Here is a 19972-nt window from a genome sequence, read left to right as displayed (position 1 = left end):
GCTCACAGCCCCTGAGGAGAACCAGCCGATGTCAGACAGCTCCCCCCTGCCGCCGGTGCGGCTGCCCGCCGAAGCGGAGCTGGCGCGGGACGCCCTTGCCACCCCCCTCCTGTCGCGCGCGGTGCGGCTCGCCCGCTGGGCCGGGCCCGACACCCGCGTCGGCGCGGGAGGCGAACTCGTCGACGAGCAACTGCCCGGCGCCGCAGCCGAACTGGGGCTGAGCGACGACGAGGACGGCGTCGCGTACGCGAGCGAGGCCTGGCGCGTCGCCGTCGACACCGGCCTGGTCGACGTGGTGGACGAGGAGGCGGGGACGGTCACCGTGGGCGAGGAGCTCGGCACCGTGACCTCCGGCGGCCCCGCGGACGTGCTCGCGCTCTGGCTCGGCGCGCTCGACACGGTCCTGGCCGACGCGACCGTGCCCGATCTCGACGACCTGGTCGACGCCATGGAGGACGGCGGCGAGATCGACTTCTCGCAGCTCGACTGGGACCCCGAGGCGGAGGCCGAGTTCCTGGAGGGCGTGCTCGGCAACCTCTACCTGCTGACCGTCAGCGAGGGCGGCGCGGGCGAGGGCCCGGTGCCGCTGCCCGCGCTCGCCGCGTCGATGATCGTGCCCGACGACATGGGCGAGCCGACCGACGACGTCCTGGAACAGGTGTCGGACGCGATGATGCGCCTCGACGACCAGTTCCGGCTGCTCGACCCCATCGGCCTCGTGGAGTTCCAGCCGGTCGACGAGGCGCTGATGGCGGACATCGACGACCAGACCCCCGCCGAACCCTTCGACGAGTCCGACGTCTCCCGCTACGGCATGGTGCGGCTCACCCCGCTGGGCCTGTACGGGATCCGGGCGCGGATGCTCGACGCGGGCGTCGACGCGCCGGCCGTCGGCGACCTCGCCGGCAAGGGGGCCGACGTGCTGCTCGACAGCACGTCCGGGTTCCCGCAGGCGGCCGCGCAGGCCGAGATCGAGCAGTGGCTCGCGCGGCGCGAACCGCTGGGCGCGGCACGGGAGTTGCTCGGCGCCGCACGCGGCGCCGACGCCGGGGCCCCGCTGCGGCGGCTCCGCTGCCAGCAGGCCCTGTCGCTGGTCGGCGCCGAGGCCGAGCCGGCCCTGCGCGAGGTCCTCGACGACCCCGAACTCGGCGGGCTCGCCCGGGTCTGGCTCGCCGAGCACGGCGCGGCGGACGTGCCGCCGCCCTCGCAGGACCTCGTCTTCTGGCTGACCGTCGACACGATCGCCGCGCAGCTCTCCCTGGAGGGCAACTCGGACGAGTTGCAGGCCCTGGTGGAGGGCCTCGCCGCGCAGCACAGCGGGTTCTTCGCCTCGGCGTGGCGGGTCGAACACCCCGCCACGGCCGACGTGCTCGAGGCCATGGGCCGCCTCCACCCGGACAAGAAGGTGGCCAAGGAGGCCCGCAAGGCGGCGTTCAAGGCACGTTCGGCGGCGCAGTAGCGGCCGCGCGCCCTGAGCCGCCGCACGAGGTGCGCGTCTCAGGGGCGCGGTGCCGCCCGCCGGCGGGTGCCGGTCCTGACGGCGGACGCCGCGTCCGGCACGGGCATGGGCGATCAGGCGGCTAGCAGAGATACCGCGTCGTGTGCTTGAACGACGACGTCGCTCCGTCGAACCCGTACGTCCCCCGGTACGACGGCGGGTTCTGGTACTCGCCGACCACGGTGATCGTGCTCGCGCACGACCCCTGACCGGCCCGCTTCGCGTCGAGCCGCAGCGAGTCGCCGATGAATCCACCCGTGATGTCCCACGGGGCCCCGCAGATGCCGGACGTGATCTGACCGCCGGTCACCACGTAGGGGTGCGTGTTCGGGTTGACCTTCGCGGTGATGGCGAAGGTCACCGAGCCGTTGTTCAGCTCCAGCGTGCACTCGACGGTCACCGCCTCCGCGGACACCTCGCGCGGCGCCGCGAACGCCTCGTCGCGCGTCTTGACCTCCGCGCCCTGCGGATTGTGGAAGCGGTGCTCGGCCTGCGACCGACTCTTCTGCTTGCGTGCCTGAGTGGTCATGACGTCACCTCCCTATGCCAGCTGCTCGGAGACCTCGACGCGCAGCAGCGCGCGGACGTTCTCGATGTGGTTGATGACCGTGACCTGCGACGAACCGGCGAACAGCAGACCGATCGCGACATCGTCGAGGGAGGTCACCAGCGACCCGGAGTCGCCGCCCGCCGACATGTTCGTGGTGAGGATCTGGTCCTTGAAGCGGGCCGTGCCCGCGGTGCCGTAGTTGACGTCGACCGTCGCGTCGACCGCGATGATCCGGCCGAAGGAGATGTTCGTCGTACGGCCCGACTTCTTGAGGTTGTCGCCGACCGCGACGTTCGCCTTGCGGCGCCAGGCGCGCGGCGCGCCGCTGAAGTACTGCTCGCGCGTGGCGTCCTGGAACGGGACCTCGGCGAGCGCGCAGTCGACCACGTTGTTGTGCTGGTCGAGCGGTGTCTGCGGGGCGAACTGGATGGTGATGAAGCGGGACAGGGTGGCGATCCGGTCCGTCGGGTCGGTGCCGCCGTCGAACCTGCCCGGTTGCAGCACCGAACTGCCCAGCTGCGCCCGGTTGGAGTCGGCGAGCACGTGGTTGTTGGACAGGACGTAGAACTTCGACGGGGTGCCGAGGCCGGGGCCCGGCGGGTCCACGGTGGCGCCCGGCAGGAAGTCGTAGACCACGCTGCCGAGGGTGCCCGCGGTGATGGCCACGTTGCCGACCGAGAAGCCCGAAGGGCACGGCCGCATCCGGTGGTTGAGGACCTGCGGCTCGAAGGACGGGGCGCCGCCGAAGTCCTCCACGAGGGGCTGGCCGAGGCCGGCCAGCTGCTGGGCGCTGCCGCCGTCGGGGCCGTAGGAGAGACCGCGCGATTCCTCGGGGCGGCCCGAGGAGGGCCGGGTCTGCCGCCGCTGGGCGGAGATCTGGCCGACGGCCACGATGTCGGTGGGGGTGCCGTCGTCCATCTGACGCGGAATCACATCCCGTTCGGGGAGCATCGATTCCGGCAGCTTCTGGGTGACGAAGACGACGACGGCCTGCTCGCCGGTGGGCTCCCCGTTCACCCATTTCACGCCGTGGCCGTAGCCGACCACGTTGGCCAGCGGCGACTCGCGCCGCAGGAAGTCGCTGGTCGCCTGCCGGCGGGAGCTGTCGCTGAGCTGCCCTCCGGCGGGTCCTCGCATCAATTCGGGTTGGCTCACGCCAGACCACCTCTTCCCCTGACTGTGGGGGTCCCCTCACAACCCGCGGGTCCGGCCGGGCCTATGAGTCCAACGGGTCGTCCTGGGCGCGGACTTCACCGATCGCGAGAACGCGCACCGGTACCCCGTCGAGTTCCTCGGGAACCACGTCTTGCGCGCGGAGCCGGTCGCGGGGCACCTTCCGGGAGACGAAGACGACGATCACGTCCGCCCCCGAGTGCTCGTCCCGTCCCGTGCCGACCCCGGTGACATTGGCCAGCTCCATGAGCCGGCTCTCATGGAGGGTGCGCGCCCGGTGTACGTCCACGCGGTTCGCCACCCCCTCGTCGGGTGATGCGGTGATGCAGGTAGGACTCTGTCTATTGCCGCGGGCCAGGGCGGTCAAGTCGTTCTGCGTGAAATCTTGGGTTTCCTTCCGAGCTGCCCTTGTTGACCTTCTTCACGAAGATTCTTCCCCGGTTCGTCCGGGAGAAGGTTCACGGAAGTCATGGAATCGGGCCCCCGGGCGTCGGACGGTGTTCAACCGCCGTTCAGGAGCGAGAGAGAACGTGTGGCCGAAAACAGGGTCAGCCCCCCGCACCGCCTTCACCTCAACCGGGAGACAGCCACCATGCCGCTCACTCGCAGGGACTTCGCCAGACGCTCCGCCGCCACCGGCGCGGGAGTCGCCCTGGCCGGCTCCGTCGGCGCCCTCGCCACCGCGCCGGGCGCCCTCGCGGCCACCGACGACAGCGCCACCGCCGACGCGCACGCCGAGGGCAAGGGCCACCGGCCCGGCGTCGGCTACGGACCGCTGGTGTCCGACCCCGCCGGCATCCTCGCGCTGCCCAAGGGCTTCTCGTACAAGGTCATCACGTACTGCGGCAGGACCAAGCTGGAGTCGGGCGAGTTCACCCCGTCCAACCACGACGGCACCTCCACCTTCGAGGGCCCGCGCGGCACCACCCTGCTCGTCAACAACCACGAGTTGGCCGGCGCCCGCGCCAACTGGCCGCACCCGGTGCCGCTCACCGAGGGCCTCGTCTACGACCCGATGGCGGCCGGCGGCTGCACCGTCGTCGAGGTGCGCCGTGGCGGCGAGGTCGCGGAGTGGGTCGGCATCGCCGGCACCGCCACCAATTGCGCCGGCGGCAACACCCCCTGGGGCACCTGGCTGACCTGCGAGGAGACCGAGGACAAGGCCGGCAAGAACGGCTTCACCAAGGACCACGGCTACGTCTTCGAGGTCGACCCGTACGACCGTCGCGCCAACCGCGCGCCGAAGCCCATCAAGGCGCTCGGCCGCTACGCCCACGAGGCCGTCGTCGTCGACCCCAAGCGCGGTCACCTGTACCTGACCGAGGACGCGTCGGGCCCCAACGGCCTGCTCTACCGCTGGACCCCGCCGCGCGGCTTCGAGCACGGCCGCGGCAAGCTCCGCACCCTCGCCGACGACGCCGGCACGTACGAGGCGTTCAAGTGCTTCGACTCCGGCGGCCGGTTCGTCGACGACCTCTCGCGCGCCACGAAGATCGGCACCGTGTACGGCGTCGACTGGATCGAGGTGCCGGACCGCGGCGCCAGGACGGTCTCCGTGCGCAAGCAGTTCGCGGAGGGCGAGATCACCCGCGCCCGCAAGCTGGAGGGCATGTGGTGGGGTGACGGCGGCGCGTACATCGTCGCCTCGTTCGCCCGTGCCGAGAGCCCCGTCCAGCACGACGGACAGGTCTGGTTCTACGACCCCAAGCGCCGCACCCTCACCCTGAAGGTGCTGCTCGGCGTGAACCCGGACCCGTCGGTCGACGGCGCCCTCGACGGACCGGACAACATCACCGTCTCGCCGTACGGCGGACTCGTCATCGCCGAGGACGGCGAGGGCGTCCAGCACCTGTTCGGCGCGACCGACGGCGGGCGCACGTACCCGATCGCCCGCAACGAGCTGAACATCGGCACCGCGGAGGAGCCGGAGTACAGCGAGTTCACGGGCGTGACCTTCTCGCCCGACGGCCGCACCCTGTTCGCCAACATCCAGACCCCCGGCATCATGCTCGCGATCACCGGGCCCTGGAAGCGCCAGAAGTAGGGCTACTGCAGCGGGTCCACCGGCGGAGCCTCCTGCTCGTCGGCGATGCGGTGGACCCGCCCGCGCACCGCGTACCAGCCGCCCGTCAGACACAGCGCGATCGGGATGAGCATCAGCACGGTGTCGCGGCCCGCGCCGTCCTTGTCGAACCACATCATCACGATCACGCCGAGCAGGAACGCGATCGTGATCAGCTCGATCCACGGCGACCACCACAGCCGGAACGACGGCCGGTGCACCAGGCCCTCCTTGGAGCGGCGCACGAACACCAGGTGACAGAGCATGATCATGCACCAGGTGGAGATGACGCCCAGCGAGGAGATGTTCGTGACGATCGCGAACGCGTCCTCCGGCAGCCACGCGTTCAGCGCGACACCGAACAGCGCCGCCGTCGCCGTCAGCAGGATGCCGCCGTACGGGACATGGCTGCCGCTCATCCGCGCCGTGAACGACGGCGCCGAGCCCGCCATCGACATCGAACGCAGGATGCGCCCGGTCGTGTAGAGGCCGGAGTTGAGCGACGACATCGCCGCGGTCAGCACCACCAGGTTCATGATGCCGCCGGCCGACGGCACGCCGATCTTCGACAGGACCGTCACGAACGGGCTCTGGTCCGCCGAGTACGCCGACCACGGCAGCAGCAGCGTCAGCATCACGACCGAGCCGACGTAGAAGATGCCGACCCGCCACATGATCGAGTTCACGGCCTTCGGGACGAGCACCTCCGGGTTCTCGGTCTCGCCCGCCGTCACCCCGACCATCTCGACCGCCGCGTACGCGAACACGACCGTCTGCGTGATCAGGACGACCGGCAGCACGCCCAGCGGGAAGAAGCCGCCGTTGTCACTGATCAGCGAGAAGCCCGGGTCGTTGCCGTCCACCTCGCGGCCCGTGGCCAGGAAGAAGATGCCGATCAGCAGGAACAGCACCAGCGCGGCCACCTTGACGATGGCGAACCAGAACTCCATCTCACCGAAGGTCTTCACGGAGATCAGGTTCACGGTCAGCACGACCGCCAGCGCGATCGCCGCGAGCACCCACTGCGGGATCGACGTGAACATCGACCAGTAGTGCACGTACAGCGCCACCGCCGTGATGTCGGCCATCCCGGCGGTCGACCAGTTCAGGACGTACATCCACCCGGCGATGAACGCACCCCGCTCGCCGAGGAACTCCCGCGCGTACGACACGAACGAACCGGACGACGGCCGGTGCACGACGAGTTCGCCCAGCGCCCGCACCACGAAGAACGCGAACATGCCACAGATGGCGTAGGCGAACGCGAGGGCGGGGCCCGCCTTGGCGAGGTTGCCGCCCGCGCCGAGGAAGAGTCCGGTGCCGATCGCGCCACCGATCGCGATCATGCTGATGTGGCGTGGTTTCAGGGACTTGGCATAGCCGAGGTCGCCGGCGTCGGCAACGCCTTCCGCGGTGAGCGGGTCGTCGAGTTGGAGTTCATGGTGCGGATGTTGGCCGGGGTTCTCGTCTTTGTGCAGGTTCACGCCGCGAACTCTGCCCGAGTTGGCCGCAAATACCATGCATCACACCGTGGTGCGCCCTTATCCGAGGGAGGGAAGCTCCTTTCGAGTGCGCTTCGTGCGAGTTTCCGCTGCACATTCCGGGAGTGAATGGCGTGTGTGCGTGTGTGCGTGCCACGGGATGTCGGACAGGCAGGGGAGACCAGGACTGCCTAGGCCCTGAAGCCCGGTTCAGCCAGGAATTTATGGCTGGGGGCCTGGCTGGGCTCATCGATACCGACGGCTGTGGGCGTCGTCGTGTCAACGCCAAGGGGACCGTGCACGGCTCTGTCGAATACGCGACGGAATCCTGTGAATTGGCGCGGCAGGTTTCCGACATGCTGCTCGAGTTCGGGGTCGTGAGTCTGATCCGTGTCTGATCCGTGAGTGTCGAAGGATGGGGGAGCGTGCTCGCGTTTCGAAGGCCGGATATGCGATCGTCCACAGGCGCCCGCTCTGTCGCGTCGAGGTCTCACGGGCCACCGCCTTGATCCGGCTGTCCGACATCCTGAAGTTGCGAATCAGCCCCAAGGCGGACCATTTGGCAGAGCTGGTGAGAAGAACGCGCCAGGTGAGGTGCCGGAGGTGGCGCGGCGGGTGCTGCCCGGTATGCGCCACCGGCGGCACGTTCCGCGCCGCTACTCGCTGGTCCGGGACCTGTAGCCCCGCAGCACCGTCACGATCACGGCGAGTGCGATCACGGCGATCCCGGCTCCCACCTCGAAGGCCCTCGTCGCGCCATGCACCAGGACGGCGTCCGCCGAGCCGTGCGCGCCGCGCGTCGCCGTGCCGTACACCGTGACCAGCACCGCGAGGCCCAGCGTGCCGCCGAGCCACTGGAAGGTCTGCAGCAGGCCCGAGGCCGCGCCCGCCTCGCGCGGGGTGACGCCCGCCAGGATCGTCGCGTTCAGCGGCATGAAGCTCAGGCCGACGCCCACACCGAGCAGCAGCATCGGGCCGAGCAGCCCGGTCGCGTAGCCGTCCCCGAGGTCGAGCCGGGAGAGCCAGCCGCCGGCGGCCACCATCAGGAGTGAACCGGTGAGCAGCAGCGGCTTCGCGCCGAAGCGGGCGAGCAGCCGTGGCACGACGCGCACCGTCGCGAACACACCGGCCGTCAGCGGCATGAAGGCGAACCCCGCCCGCAACGGGCTGTAGTCCAGGACCTGTTGGACGTACAGGGTGAGGAAGTAGAAGGCGCCGAAGTTCCCCGCGGGCAGCAGCAGGATCACCGCGTAGGCGGCCGCCCTGCCCCGGTCGCGGAAGAGGGTGAGCGGCGCGATGGGCTGCCGGGCGCGCGACTCGACGCGGAGGAAGCCGACGAGCAGCGCGGCCGCCGAGGCGAAGCAGGTGAGTGCGCGGGTGTCGGACCAGCCGCTGTCGGAGACCCGGATGAAGGCGTAGACGAGGAGGAACATCCCCGCGGTGCCGGTGATTGCTCCCACCGCGTCGAACCGCCCGGTGTGGCGGGGCGTCTCGCGGACCGCGCGGGGCAGGGCCGCGGCCAGGGCGACGCCGATCGGTACGTTGACGAGCAGCGCCCAGCGCCAGGACGCGAGGTCGGTGAGCGCGCCGCCCACGACGAGCCCGATGGAGGCGCCGATCCCGGCCATCGAGGAGTAGACGGCGAGGGCCCGGTGCCGGGCGGGTCCCTCGGCGAAGTGCGTGGTGATCAGGGCGAGGGTGCTGGGCGCGATGAGTGCGGCGCCGGCGCCCTGCACGGCTCGCGCGGCGAGCAACGGCCCGCTGTCGGCGGCGAGCCCGCCGGCCAGGGAGGCGGCGGCGAAGAGCAGGACGCCGATGGTGAGCGCCCTGCGCCGCCCGACGATGTCGCCGATCCGGCCGCCCAGCAGGAGCAGGCCGCCGAAGGCGAGGGTGTAGGCGTTGAGGACCCAGGACAGGCCGGTCGGCGAGAAGTGCAGGGTGCGCCGGATGTCGGGCAGGGCCACGTTCACGACGGTGGCGTCGAGGCCGACCATCAGATACGCGGTCACGATGAGGGTGAGGACGGTGCCGGGGCGCGCTACGGTGCGCCGTGAGGCCGAGGCGGACTCGGTGGCGGGCGGTGCGGAGGACATGCTCGACTCCCGTACGAGGACGGCGGGTTGAGGGAACGCGCGGGCAGCCCGGACTGCCCGCGAGATGAAGCGGGGACTGTCTCCGTTTAGCTCCGGATAACATACGGAGACCGTCCCCGGTTGTGCAAGGCGTTCTGGCAGGAGTGGTGAATGACCCAGGTGGGAGCGGGCCGCCCGGCGAAGCCGAAGCGGGCCGACGCGCGGCGCAACTACGAACGGCTCGTCCAGGAAGCCGGGTTGGCGTTCGCCGAGAAGGGCGCCGAGGCCTCCCTCGACGACATCGCCAAGCGGGCCGGTGTCGGCTCGGGCACGCTCTACCGGCACTTCCCGACACGGGAGGCCCTCATGGAGGCCGTCTACGTCGACCAGTTCGAGGAAATCGCCGGACGGGCGAAGGAGCTGGCGGACGCACTGCCGCCCGGCGAAGCCCTGTTCGCGTGGCTGGCCGACCTGGGGGAGCAGATCGTGCGGGTGCGCGCGCTCAAGACGCTGCTCGGCGCGGCCGTCGCCGAGGGCGGAGCCCCCGTCGTCGTCCAGTGCGGCGAGGTCCTCAAGGCCGCCGCCGCCGAGCTGCTCGCGGCGGCCCAGGCGTCGGGCGACGTCCGCGAGGACCTCACCCATCTGGAGCTGCTGCGGCTCAACCACGCCATGGTCACCGCGGCCCAGCTCGCGGGCGACGGACCCAAGGACATCCGCCGCTACCAGCAGCTCCTGCTCGACGGGGTGCGCGCGAAGCCCTGACGGCGCCCGCGTGCGGCCGGACGGGTGCTCATGAGAAAAGTCTTCGGTAAGGGAACGGTAAAGCGGAGCCGCTCGTTACCCCTGGCATGACAGCTATGACCCCCGGCTCGAACATCCCGCTCACGGCGCAGCGTGTGGCGGTGGACGTCTCGGCCCCCGTGCGGCTCGACGTATCGGGCCTGCTGCTCACCGCCGACGGCAAGGTGCGCTCGGACGACGACTTCATCTTCTACAACCAGCCCGCGGGCCCCGGTGTCACCTACGCGTCGGGCGGTGGCACCAGCCCCGACTCGATCACGGTGGACACCGGCGCGGTCCCGCCCGGCATCGAGAAGATCGTCGTCACCGCGAGCCCGGACGCCGCGGGGCAGACGTTCCAGGGCATCGAGCCCACGGCCACGATCCGCAACGCGGACGACGGCTCGGTCCTCGCCACGTTCACCCCGCCGCAGCTCGGCACCGAGACGGCCCTGGTGGTCATGGAGGTGTACCTGCGCAACGGCGCGTGGAAGGCGCGCGCCGTGGGCCAGGGCTATGCGAACGGGCTGGCGGGCATCGCCACCGACTTCGGCGTGAGCGTCGAGGAGCCGGCCGCCCCCGCCGCCACGCCCGCTCCCGCCGCGGCCCCGGTCGCGCCGCCCGCCGCCATGCCCGCGCCGACCACGCCCCCGGTCGACCCGCGCATCGCCCCGCCCCCGCCGCCGGCCGCGGCCCCGCCGCGCCCGCCGCCCCGGCCCCCGGCGCCGGCAAGATCAACCTGGACAAGGGGCGCGTCTCCCTCCAGAAGAACCAGACGGTGTCCCTGGTCAAGGGCGGCAAGCCGCTGCTCAGCCAGGTCAAGATGGGCCTCGGCTGGGAGCCCGCGTTCCGCGGCAAGGACATCGACCTGGACGCGTCGGTCATCGCGTACGGGCCGCAGCGCAACCACATCGACACCTGCTACTTCGGCAAGCTGTCGATCGTGAACGGCGCGATCAAGCACTCCGGCGACAACCTCACGGGCGAGGGCGGCGGCGACGACGAGGTCATCGTCGTCGACCTCGGCCGGCTCCCGCAGGACGTCACGGGCCTGGTCTTCACGGTGAACTCGTTCTCCGGCCAGAAGTTCACCGAGGTCGCCAAGGCGTACTGCCGCCTGCTCGACGCGGCCACCGGCGAGGAGCTGGTCCGCTTCGACCTCACGAACGCGGAGGCGCAGACCGGCGTCATGATGGCCAAGCTCATCAAGCAGTTCTCCGGCGAGTGGGAGATGACCGCGATGGGTGACTTCGTGAAGTCCCGCACCGCGCGCGGCATGGTCAAGCCGGCGGCGCAGGCCCTGTAGCCGCCACCGGTCCGGCCCTCGTGGCCGGGCCGGACGCCCGGCCCGGAGGTACCGTGCCCGCAAGGGACACGAGGAGGGCCGGGCCATGGCGCAGCCGCAGGTGCAGTCGGTGATCGACGGACTCGCGGGCATCCGCGACGATCTCGCCGCGTTCTACCGGGACCTGCACCGGCATCCGGAGCTGTCCCTCCAGGAGACCCGCACCGCCGGCCTGCTGGCCCGACGGCTGCGCGACGCCGGCTGCGACGAGGTCGTCGAGGGCGTCGGCACCACCGGCGTCGTCGGCGTCCTGCGCAACGGCGAGGGGCCCGTGGTCATGCTCCGCGCCGACTTCGACGCGCTGCCCGTCGAGGAGAAGACCGGACTGCCCTACGCGTCCACGGAGCGCGGCGTCGACCAGGACGGCCGCGACGTCCCCGTCATGCACGCCTGCGGCCACGACATGCACGCCACCTGCCTCGTCGGCGCGGCCACCCTGTTCGCACGGGCCCGCGACGCCTGGTCCGGCACGCTCCTGATCGTCTTCCAGCCCGCCGAGGAACTCGTCGTCGGCGCCCAGGGGATGATCGACGACGGCCTCTTCGAGCGGTTCCCCGTGCCCGGCATCGTCCTCGGCCAGCACGTCGGCCCGCTGCCCGCCGGGTTCCTCGCGTACGGCACCGGACCGGTCATGGCGGCCTCCGACTCGCTGCACGTCACCCTGCACGGGCGCGGCGGCCACGGCTCACGCCCGGAGTCGACCGTCGACCCGGTCGTGATGGCCGCGCACGTCGTGACCCGGCTCCAGGGCATCGTCGCCCGCGAGGTCCCCCCGGCCGAGCCCGCCGTCGTCACCGTCGGGCGGCTCCAGGCGGGCACCAAGGACAACGTCATTCCCGACAGCGCCGAGCTCGGGATCAACATCCGTACGTACACCCCGCAGATCCGCGACCTGGTCCGCACCGCCGTCGAGCGCGTCGTACGCGCCGAGTCGGCGGCCGGCGGTGCCGTCGCCGAACCCGACCTGACCTGGTCGGGCGCCGCGCCCGCGCTGGTCAGCGACCCCGCGGCGACCGAGACGACGGTCGCCGCGTTCGCCGGGCACTTCGGGGAGCAGCGCATCCGGACGCTGCCGCTCGTCACCGCCAGCGAGGACGTCGGCCTGTTCGGCGAGGTGCTCAAGGTGCCCACCGTCTTCTGGTTCTGGGGCGGCCTCGACCCGGAGCCGACCGTCGCCGCCTTCCTGGCCGGCCGCGTGGACGACCTCCCCGGCAACCACTCCCCGCACTTCGCCCCGGTCGTCGAGCCCACGCTCAGCACGGGCGTGGAGGCGCTGGTGGTCGCCGCCCACACCTGGCTGAGCCGCTGACGGCTACGGCACGTCGACGGTCCTCAGGTCGTCGTCCAGCGGCAGCCCGTCGCTGATGCGCGCGCCGGGGCCGGGTCCGTGAGGCGGTGTCAGTACGGCCAGACCGGCGGATCGTTGACGAAGCGGCCGCCCATGTGGAGGTGCGCCGGGTCGGTGTCGCTGAGCGGGCCGAACTCGGCGAGGAGCTTCTCCGCGTACTCCTCCGAGTCGTCCTGCGGCTCGTAGCCGAGGGCGCGGGCGGTCGAAAGGTCCCACCACAGGCGGGTGTTGGCGGACGAGCCGTAGACGACGGTGTGGCCCACGTCCCGCGCGCTCAGCGCCGCGTGGAAGAGGCGGGCGCCGTCGGCCGGGCTCATCCACACCGACATCATGCGGACGTCGGTGGGCTCCTTGAAGCAGGAGCCGATGCGGACCGAGACCGTCTCCAGGCCGTGCTTGTCCCAGTAGAACTGGGCGAGATCCTCGCCGAACGACTTCGACAGGCCGTAGAAGGTGTCGGGGCGGCGCGGCGTCCCGACCGGGACGAGCGGGTCGCCGTCCTCCACGCGCGGGCGCGGCGTGTAGCCGATCGCGTGGTTGGAGGAGGCGAAGACGACCCGGGGCGCCGTGCCGTCCGCGCGCGAGGCGGCCTCCGCGCGCACCGCCTCGTACAGCTGGTAGGTCCCCTTGATGTTCGACTCCAGGATCTTGTCGAACGTCGACTCCAGGGAGATCCCGGCCAGGTGCAGTACGCCGTCGACGCCGCGCACGGCCTCGCGCAGCGCCTCCGTGTCGTTGAGGTCGGCGACGATGGCGTCCGGCGCGCCCTCGACCGGGCGCACGTCGAGCAGCCGGAGCGCGTAGCCGTGCCGGGGCAGCAGCTCACGCATCAGGGTGCCGAGGCCGCCGGCGGCGCCGGTGAGCAGGATCGTGCGAGGCCCAGAGGGGGCTGCTGACATGTACGTCGTCTCCGTGTCCGTGAGCTGCATTCACATGCGTGGATGCGCGGGGCCACGCTAAGGAGGAGTCGTCCGGGCCGTCAAGAGTCCCGCGAATGCAGCGAGTTCGGGCGCTTGACCGTCCCCTTTGGGGCGGCTTACGGTGAGCGCGTTCAGAAATATAGACGCAGATCAGAAACATGTACATGTCTCAGTGTCTCAGGGAGAGCCCGTGACGATGCCCCCTCTTGGCCCCCTCGCCGACCGGCTCCGCATCCCCAGCGGGCCGCTGTTCTTTCCCGTCACCGCGTACGGGCCCGACGGCGCCGTCGACCTGGACACCTACCGCACCCATGTGCGGCGCGGCGTCGAGGCCGGGGCCGCCGCCGTGTTCGCCTGCTGCGGCACGGGCGAGTTCCACGCGCTCACGCCCGAGGAGTTCGAGGACTGCGTCGCCGCCGCCGTCGAGGCCACCGAGGGCGCGTCCCCGTCGTCGCGGGCGCCGGATACGGCACCGCGCTCGCCGTCCGCTACGCGCGCGCGGCCGAACGCGCGGGCGCGGACGGCCTGTTGGCGATGCCGCCCTACCTCGTGATCGCCGGGCAGGAAGGGCTTCTGCGGCACTACACCGAGCTGGCCGACGCCACCTCCCTCGACCTCATCGTCTACCAGCGCGACAACGCCGTGTTCACCCCCGAGACCGCCGTCGCCCTCGCCCGCCACCCCAAGGTCCTCGGGCTCAAGGACGGCCTCGGCGACCTCGACCTGATGCAGCGCATCGTCAGCGCCGTGCGCGCCGAAGTGGGCGACGACTTCCTCTACTTCAACGGCCTGCCGACCGCCGAACTGACCGGCCTCGCCTACCGCGGCATCGGCGTCACCCTCTACTCCTCCGCCGTCTTCTGCTTCGCGCCCGACATCGCGCAGGCCTTCCACCGGGCGCTGAACACGGGTGACGACACGACGGTGAACCGGCTGATCGACGGCTTCTACCGGCCGCTCGTCGAACTCCGCAACCAGGGCCGCGGCTACGCCGTGTCCCTGGTGAAGGCCGGCGTACGGCTGCGCGGGCTCGACGTCGGCGAGGTCCGCCCGCCGCTGCACGAGCCCACCGGGGAACACGTCAAGCAGCTCGCCGAACTCGTCGAACGCGGGCGGGCGTTGCTCGAAGGCCCCACGGGCAGCGAGGATGACGCCGCATGAAGACCTCCGCCTTCGTCTATCCCTGGGACGTCAACGGCGACCCGGACGCCGCCCGCCGCATCGCCGACCTCGGCGTCCAGCAGGTCACCCTCGCCGCCGCCTACCACTCCACCCGGGCCCTCACGCCCCGCCACCCGCGCCACCGCGTCGTCACCGCCGAACACGCCGCCGTGCTCTACCCGGCCGACGAACAGCGTTGGCAGGGGCGGGAGTTGCGGCCCTACTCGGCAGGGGGCTGGGCCCCCGGGGACGCCTACGGCGAGGCCGCCACCGCGCTCGCCGACGCCGGACTCGACGTCCACACCTGGGTCGTGCTCGCCCACAACTCCCGGCTCGGCGCCGAGCACCCGGACACCTCCGTCGTCAACGCCTACGGCGACCGCTACCCCTGGGCCCCCTGCATCGCACAGCCCGCCACCCGCGCGTACCTCGTCGACCTCGCCGCCGAGGCCGCCACCCGGCCCGGCGCGCACGGCACCGAACTCGAATCCCTCGGCTGGTACGGCCTCGCGCATCTGCACGCCCACGACAAGACGGCCGGCGTCGGCCTCGGCGAGGCCGGGCAGTACCTGATGTCCCTGTGCTTCTGCGCCGACTGCCGCGCCGGATACGGACAACACGGCCTGGACGCCGATGAGTTGGCGCGCGCGGTGCGGGCCGCCCTGGAACCCGTATGGCGAGGGGAGGCGACGGACGACGGCTGGCCGACGGTCGAGAAACTGCTCGGCGCCGACCCGGCCGCAGCCACCCGCGCCCACCGCGACGCCACGGCCCGCTCCCTCCAGGAAGCGGCCGTCGCGGCGGTACGGGAAGCGGCCCCGGCCGGCTTCCAGGTGCTGCTCCACGCCGACCCGGTCTCCTACCACTGCGGAGCCAACGCCGGCGTCGACCCCGCGCACATCCTCTCCGTCGCCGACGGCGTCGTCGTGCCCTGCACGGGCGGCGCGGCTCCCGTACGCCCCTTCGCCGAACAGGGCACCGGGATCGTCGCCGCGAACCTCACCGTCGTACGGGGGATGGGCGGCAGCCCGCACACCCTCGCGGCGGACGCGCGCGCCGCTCGCGAGCTGGGCGCCACCGAGCTGCGGCTCTACCACGCGGGCCTCGCGTCGGACGCCGACCTCGACGCCGTACGGGAGGCCCTCGCGCACGTGTGACCCGCGGCACCGATGAGTTTCGGGCGGCGGGCCGGTCCACCGGTGACAGGGACATCCACCCGAACCGGAAAGGTCACCCATGAGTGACGCGACAGTGGACATCGGCCCGCAGGCCCGCATCGTGGCACGCCTCGCCCACGGCGTGCGCGAGGACCAGCTGGACCTGCCCACCCCCTGCCCCGACTACGCGGTACGCCATCTCCTCGGGCACGTCGCGGGGCTCGCCGTCGCCCTGCGCGGTGCCGCGCTCAAGGAGACCGGGGAGCGGACCGCGACCGACCCCGGCAGCGCGCTGCCCGACCTCGCGCCCGACTGGCGCTGCACCCTGCCCGGCACCCTGGACGCGCTCGCCCGCGCCTGGGAGGACCCCGCGGCCTGGGAAGGCATGACGCAGGCGGGCGGCCTCGACCTGCCCGGTTCCGTCGCCGGCCTGGTCACCGCCGACGAACTCGTCGTCCACGGCTGGGACCTCGCCCGCGCGACGGGCCAGGACTACACCGCCGACGAGCCCGCGCTGGGGGCCGCCCACGCGCTGCTCTCCCCGTCCGAGGAGGGGCCCGACGGACTGTTCGGCCCGGTCGTACCGGTCCCGGACGAGGCCCCGTTCCTCGACCGGGTCATCGGGCTGAGCGGCCGCGACCCGCACTGGAAGCCGTAGCCACCGTCGTCACCCGCGCCGCGCGCACTCTCGTGCCCGGCCCTGCCCCGCCGTACCGGCGGTGTGCGGGGCCGGGCACGTGCTTTTTGTCCTGCTGTGGTCCGGCTGGTGTTCGGCCGGTCGACCAGGCGGGCCAACTCGCTTGCAGAACAACGGACTTCTTTTGTCGGAAGCGTTGACGAAACATGCCGGTGCTTCTAGCTTCAACGCGTCGTACTTCGTACGTCATATATGAGACGCGATACGAGATACGACAGACATCAGACGCCAGACACCAGACATCAGACGTCAGATATCAGAGGTCGGAGAGCAGTGATCAGACCTCATGGACCGGACGCCGGATGCCACCCCACGCCCGACCGAGAGGCGCGCATGACCTCTGTGCCCACGCCGATCCCCTCCCGTACCCAGTACGTCCAGGAGGAGATCAAGCACCGCATCCTGACCGGCCAGTTGAGGCCAGGGCAGGCCCTGGTGGAGACCGACCTCGCCGCCCAGTTCGGCGTCTCCAAGACACCGGTGCGCGAGGCGCTCAAGACCCTGGCCGGGACCGGGCTCGTCGTGATGAACCAGTACAAGGGCGTCACGGTGCGCATGGTCGACGCGGACATGGCGCGCGAGGTCTACGACGTGCGCCTCCTCCTCGAACCGGAGGCGCTGCGCCGCACCGTGCGCCGCCGGGCCTCCCTCGACGCGGCCCGCGACGCCCTGCAACGAGCCGCCACCGCGACCGACACGGCCCAACGCTCCCTCGCCAACCGGGAGTTCCACCGCGCCCTGTACGTACCGTGCGGCAACCCGCTGCTCGGCAAGATGCTCGACGAGGTCCGCGACCAGGCCGCGCTGGTCTCCGCGGTGGCCTGGGCCGCCGACCCGTCCTGGGAGCGGGAGGCCACCGAGCACCGGGAGATCCTGGAGCTCGCCCTCGCCGGTGACGCCCAGGGCGCCTCGCGCGCCCTGCGCGACCACATCGCGTCGTTCGTGCGGCGGGCCTTCCCCGAAACCTCGCAGGCCCTGGAAGAAACGGGTGAGCAGGACTCATGACAGCCCCCACGCCCCCCACGGCGTCCTCCTTCGAGAATCAGCGGGCCGCGCTCGCCGACGTCGTCGCGATCCCGGTGACCCCGTTCGCCGCCGACGGATCCGTCGACGAGCCGGCGCTGCGCTCGCTGCTGAGGCGTCTGCTCGACGGCGGCGTCCGCGTCCTCACGCCGAACGGCAACACCGGCGAGTTCTACGCCCTCAGCCCCCAGGAGCGGATCCTGGTCACCGAGGTGACCCTCGCCGAGGCGGGGGAGCGGGCCGCGATCCTCGTCGGCGTCGGCCACGACCTGCCGACCGCGATCGACACCGCGCGGCACGCCCGCGACCACGGCGCCCACATGGTGATGGTGCACCAGCCCGTGCACCCGTACGTCTCCGAGGGCGGCTGGGTCGACTACCACCGCGCGATCGCCGAGGCCGTCCCGGAGATCGGCGTCGTGCCCTACATCAAGAACGCCACGCTGTCCGGTGCCCGGCTCGCCGAACTCGGCGCCGCCTGCCCGAACGTCATCGGCGTGAAGTACGCCGTCCCGGACGCCGCGCGCTTCGCGGGCTTCGCCCGGGACGCGGGCCTCGACCGGTTCGTGTGGGTCGCGGGCCTCGCCGAGCCGTACGCGCCCTCGTACTTCTCGGCCGGCGCCACCGGCTTCACCTCCGGACTCGTGAACGTCGAACCGGGCATCTCGCTGTCCATGATCGAAGCGCTTCGATCCGGCGACTACCCGGCCGCCATGAAGGTCTGGGAGCAGATCCGCCGCTTCGAGGAGCTGCGCGGCGCGGACGCCTCCGCCAACAACGTCACCGTCGTCAAGGAGGCCCTCGCCTCCCTCGGCCTGTGCCGCCGCGAAGTCCGCCCGCCCAGCGCGGAATTGCCCGAGGCGGAGCGCGCCGAGGTCGCCCGGATCGCGGCGGGGTGGTCCCTGTGACGGCCCGCCGCAGACTCGCCCCCGAAGAGCTCCGCTCCCACCTGTGGTACGGCGTCGAGGGCGCCCTGCGCACCTGGTCGCACAACGCCCGGATGCGTCAACTCGGCTACGAGGACGAGGAGTACCGGGGCCGCCCGGTGATCGCCGTCCTCAACACCTGGTCCGACATCAACCCCTGCCACGTCCATCTGCGCGAGCGCGCCGAGGCCGTCAAGCGGGGCGTGTGGCAGGCGGGCGGCTTCCCGCTCGAATTCCCCGTCTCCACGCTCTCGGAGACGTACCAGAAGCCGACCCCGATGCTCTACCGCAACCTCCTCGCCATGGAGACGGAGGAGCTGCTCCGCTCCTACCCCGTCGACGCGGCGGTGCTGCTCGGCGGCTGCGACAAGTCGACCCCGGCGCTGCTCATGGGCGCCACCTCCGCCGACGTGCCGTCGGTCTTCGTCCCCGCCGGGCCGATGCTCCCCGGGCACTGGCGCGGCGAGACCCTCGGCTCCGGCACCGACATGTGGAAGTACTGGGACGAGCACCGCGCGGGCAACCTGACCGACTGCGAACTGCGGGAGCTGCAGGGCGGGTTGGCCCGCTCACCCGGTCACTGCATGACCATGGGCACGGCGTCCACGATGACCGCGGCGGCCGAGGCCCTCGGCATGACGCTGCCGGGCGCGTCCTCCGTCCTCGCCGTCGACTCCGCGCACGAGCGGATGGCCGCCGCCTCCGGGCGCCGCGCCGTCGAACTCGCCTGGACCGCGCTCAAGCCCTCCGAGATCCTCACCCCCGACGCCTTCGAGGACGCCGTCACCACGGTCCTCGGGCTCGGCGGCTCCACCAACGCCGTCATCCACCTGATCGCGATGGCCGGACGCGCCCGCGTGCCCCTGTCCCTCGACGACTTCGACCGTATCGCCCGTACCGTCCCGGTCCTCGCGAACGTACGCCCCGGCGGACAGACGTACCTCATGGAGGACTTCTACTTCGCCGGCGGACTGCCCGCCTTCCTCTCCCGGATCACCGACCTGCTGCACCTGGAACGGCCCACGGTGAACGGGACGCTCGGCGAGCAGCTCGAAGGCGCCGTCGTGCACGACGACGACGTGATCCGCCCCCGCGAGAACCCGGTCGCGGCGGAGGGCGGCGTCGCCGTCCTGCGCGGCAACCTCTGCCCCGACGGCGCCGTCATCAAGCACATCGCCGCCGAGCAGCACCTGCTCAAGCACACCGGACCCGCCGTCGTCTTCGACGACTACAGGACGATGCAACGCACCATCGACGACCCGGAGTCGGGCATCACCGCCGACAGCGTCCTGGTGCTGCGCAACGCCGGCCCCAAGGGCGGCCCCGGCATGCCCGAGTACGGCATGCTCCCCATCCCCGACCACCTGCTCAAGCAGGGCGTACGCGACATGGTCCGGATCTCCGACGCCCGGATGAGCGGCACGAGTTACGGGACGTGCGTGCTGCACGTGGCCCCCGAGTCGTACGTCGGCGGACCCCTCGCCCTGGTCCGCACCGGCGACAGCATCACCCTCGACGTCGGCTCGCGCACCCTGCGACTCAACGTGGACGACGAGGAGTTGGAGCTCCGCAGGAGCGCGTGGACGGCGCCGCCCGAGCGGTTCGAGCGCGGGTACGGGGCGCTCTACAACGACCAGATCACCCAGGCCGACACCGGCTGCGACTTCGAGTTCCTGGCCCGGCCGGGCAAGGCCGCCGACCCGTACGCGAGCTGACCGCAAGGGCACCGGACCGTCCCGGCGCCCCCTGTCCGACATCTCGAACGACTTTCGGGGATGG

At 71.7% G+C, this 19972-nt stretch carries 16 protein-coding genes and 2 pseudogenes; 12 read left to right on the top strand and 6 right to left on the bottom strand.

Annotated features, from left to right (window positions below):
• Positions 1-28 precede the first annotated feature (28 nt).
• On the top strand, positions 29-1459 hold the full coding sequence (locus V2W30_RS09500; RefSeq protein WP_338695273.1) for a hypothetical protein: 1431 nt from the start codon (positions 29-31) through the stop codon (positions 1457-1459).
• A 121-nt stretch (positions 1460-1580) separates the two neighbouring features.
• Here V2W30_RS09500 and V2W30_RS09495 read toward each other — a convergent pair whose 3' ends face one another.
• From V2W30_RS09495 to V2W30_RS09485, 3 genes are all read right to left on the bottom strand, one after another.
• Positions 1581-2027: a hypothetical protein gene (locus V2W30_RS09495; RefSeq protein ID WP_338695270.1), complete on the bottom strand. Its 447-nt coding sequence runs from the start codon at positions 2025-2027 to the stop codon at positions 1581-1583.
• A 12-nt stretch (positions 2028-2039) separates the two neighbouring features.
• Positions 2040-3203 carry a hypothetical protein gene (locus tag V2W30_RS09490; protein WP_338695268.1) on the bottom strand — a complete coding sequence of 388 codons (1164 nt, stop codon included), beginning with the start codon at positions 3201-3203 and terminating at the stop codon, positions 2040-2042.
• A 61-nt stretch (positions 3204-3264) separates the two neighbouring features.
• Positions 3265-3510 (bottom strand): hypothetical protein, encoded by a 246-nt coding sequence (locus V2W30_RS09485; protein ID WP_338695266.1) that lies wholly within the window; start codon positions 3508-3510, stop codon positions 3265-3267.
• Positions 3511-3813: 303 nt separating this feature from the next.
• On the opposite strand from V2W30_RS09485, the gene V2W30_RS09480 reads away from it, so the two are divergent.
• Positions 3814-5265, top strand: coding sequence for an alkaline phosphatase PhoX (locus V2W30_RS09480; protein ID WP_338695264.1), 1452 nt, complete (start codon positions 3814-3816; stop codon positions 5263-5265).
• Positions 5266-5267: 2 nt separating this feature from the next.
• On the opposite strand, the gene V2W30_RS09475 is transcribed toward V2W30_RS09480, so the two are convergent.
• Positions 5268-6767, bottom strand: coding sequence for an amino acid permease (locus V2W30_RS09475; RefSeq protein ID WP_338695262.1), 1500 nt, complete (start codon positions 6765-6767; stop codon positions 5268-5270).
• A gap of 221 nt (positions 6768-6988) precedes the next feature.
• Between V2W30_RS09475 and V2W30_RS41535 the strand changes: the two genes are divergently transcribed.
• Positions 6989-7162, top strand: coding sequence for an LAGLIDADG family homing endonuclease (locus tag V2W30_RS41535; protein WP_425244513.1), 174 nt, complete (start codon positions 6989-6991; stop codon positions 7160-7162).
• A 258-nt stretch (positions 7163-7420) separates the two neighbouring features.
• Here V2W30_RS41535 and V2W30_RS09470 read toward each other — a convergent pair whose 3' ends face one another.
• Positions 7421-8857 carry an MFS transporter gene (locus V2W30_RS09470; RefSeq protein WP_338695260.1) on the bottom strand — a complete coding sequence of 479 codons (1437 nt, stop codon included), beginning with the start codon at positions 8855-8857 and terminating at the stop codon, positions 7421-7423.
• Positions 8858-9007: 150 nt separating this feature from the next.
• On the opposite strand from V2W30_RS09470, the gene V2W30_RS09465 reads away from it, so the two are divergent.
• The 3 genes and pseudogenes from V2W30_RS09465 to V2W30_RS09455 all read left to right on the top strand — a co-directional run bounded on the left by V2W30_RS09465 (position 9008) and on the right by V2W30_RS09455 (position 12270).
• The gene (locus V2W30_RS09465; protein ID WP_338695259.1) at positions 9008-9598 is read left to right on the top strand and encodes a TetR/AcrR family transcriptional regulator; all 591 of its coding nucleotides are present in this window, start codon (positions 9008-9010) and stop codon (positions 9596-9598) included.
• 95 nt (positions 9599-9693) lie between these two features.
• Positions 9694-10922: pseudogene (locus V2W30_RS09460) on the top strand (TerD family protein).
• An 85-nt stretch (positions 10923-11007) separates the two neighbouring features.
• Entirely contained in the window at positions 11008-12270 is a 1263-nt protein-coding gene (locus V2W30_RS09455; protein WP_338695258.1) for an amidohydrolase, read from the top strand.
• Positions 12271-12359: 89 nt separating this feature from the next.
• On the opposite strand, the gene V2W30_RS09450 is transcribed toward V2W30_RS09455, so the two are convergent.
• On the bottom strand, positions 12360-13208 hold the full coding sequence (locus V2W30_RS09450; protein ID WP_338695256.1) for an NAD(P)-dependent oxidoreductase: 849 nt from the start codon (positions 13206-13208) through the stop codon (positions 12360-12362).
• A 217-nt stretch (positions 13209-13425) separates the two neighbouring features.
• On the opposite strand from V2W30_RS09450, the pseudogene V2W30_RS09445 reads away from it, so the two are divergent.
• From V2W30_RS09445 to araD, 6 genes and pseudogenes are all read left to right on the top strand, one after another.
• A pseudogene (locus V2W30_RS09445) lies at positions 13426-14390 on the top strand (5-dehydro-4-deoxyglucarate dehydratase).
• Entirely contained in the window at positions 14387-15547 is a 1161-nt protein-coding gene (locus V2W30_RS09440) for a hypothetical protein (protein WP_338695254.1), read from the top strand. The pseudogene V2W30_RS09445 and the gene V2W30_RS09440 overlap by 4 nt, the downstream one beginning before the upstream one ends.
• Before the next feature lie 79 nt (positions 15548-15626).
• Positions 15627-16205 carry a TIGR03086 family metal-binding protein gene (locus tag V2W30_RS09435; protein ID WP_338695252.1) on the top strand — a complete coding sequence of 193 codons (579 nt, stop codon included), beginning with the start codon at positions 15627-15629 and terminating at the stop codon, positions 16203-16205.
• 372 nt (positions 16206-16577) lie between these two features.
• A complete protein-coding gene (locus tag V2W30_RS09430) occupies positions 16578-17249 on the top strand; it encodes a GntR family transcriptional regulator (protein ID WP_338695250.1) in 672 nt (223 codons plus the stop codon).
• Positions 17246-18175 (top strand): dihydrodipicolinate synthase family protein, encoded by a 930-nt coding sequence (locus tag V2W30_RS09425; protein WP_338695248.1) that lies wholly within the window; start codon positions 17246-17248, stop codon positions 18173-18175. The genes V2W30_RS09430 and V2W30_RS09425 overlap by 4 nt, the downstream gene beginning before the upstream one ends.
• Entirely contained in the window at positions 18172-19908 is a 1737-nt protein-coding gene (gene araD / locus V2W30_RS09420) for an L-arabinonate dehydratase (RefSeq protein ID WP_338695247.1), read from the top strand. Before V2W30_RS09425 ends, araD begins: the two co-directional genes overlap by 4 nt.
• Positions 19909-19972 lie beyond the last annotated feature (64 nt).

The organism is Streptomyces sp. Q6 (genome assembly GCF_036967205.1).
In the GTDB taxonomy this organism is placed as follows: Bacteria; Actinomycetota; Actinomycetes; order Streptomycetales; family Streptomycetaceae; genus Streptomyces; species Streptomyces citrinus.
The sequence above is the reverse complement of the archived record's forward strand: the minus strand, read 5'-3'. Positions and strand labels throughout refer to the sequence as shown.

Excerpts from the sequence above, each read along its gene's own strand:
- V2W30_RS09470 (WP_338695260.1), bottom strand. The coding sequence starts at position 8,857 with ATGTCCTCCGCACCGCCCGCCACCGAGTCCGCCTCGGCCTCACGGCGC.
- V2W30_RS09465 (WP_338695259.1), top strand. The coding sequence starts at position 9,008 with ATGACCCAGGTGGGAGCGGGCCGCCCGGCGAAGCCGAAGCGGGCCGAC.
- V2W30_RS09435 (WP_338695252.1), top strand. The coding sequence starts at position 15,627 with ATGAGTGACGCGACAGTGGACATCGGCCCGCAGGCCCGCATCGTGGCA.
- V2W30_RS09440 (WP_338695254.1), top strand. The coding sequence starts at position 14,387 with ATGAAGACCTCCGCCTTCGTCTATCCCTGGGACGTCAACGGCGACCCG.
- V2W30_RS09455 (WP_338695258.1), top strand. The coding sequence starts at position 11,008 with ATGGCGCAGCCGCAGGTGCAGTCGGTGATCGACGGACTCGCGGGCATC.
- V2W30_RS09430 (WP_338695250.1), top strand. The coding sequence starts at position 16,578 with ATGACCTCTGTGCCCACGCCGATCCCCTCCCGTACCCAGTACGTCCAG.
- V2W30_RS09450 (WP_338695256.1), bottom strand. The coding sequence starts at position 13,208 with ATGTCAGCAGCCCCCTCTGGGCCTCGCACGATCCTGCTCACCGGCGCC.
- V2W30_RS09500 (WP_338695273.1), top strand. The coding sequence starts at position 29 with ATGTCAGACAGCTCCCCCCTGCCGCCGGTGCGGCTGCCCGCCGAAGCG.
- V2W30_RS09495 (WP_338695270.1), bottom strand. The coding sequence starts at position 2,027 with ATGACCACTCAGGCACGCAAGCAGAAGAGTCGGTCGCAGGCCGAGCAC.
- V2W30_RS09425 (WP_338695248.1), top strand. The coding sequence starts at position 17,246 with ATGACAGCCCCCACGCCCCCCACGGCGTCCTCCTTCGAGAATCAGCGG.
- V2W30_RS41535 (WP_425244513.1), top strand. The coding sequence starts at position 6,989 with ATGGCTGGGGGCCTGGCTGGGCTCATCGATACCGACGGCTGTGGGCGT.
- V2W30_RS09480 (WP_338695264.1), top strand. The coding sequence starts at position 3,814 with ATGCCGCTCACTCGCAGGGACTTCGCCAGACGCTCCGCCGCCACCGGC.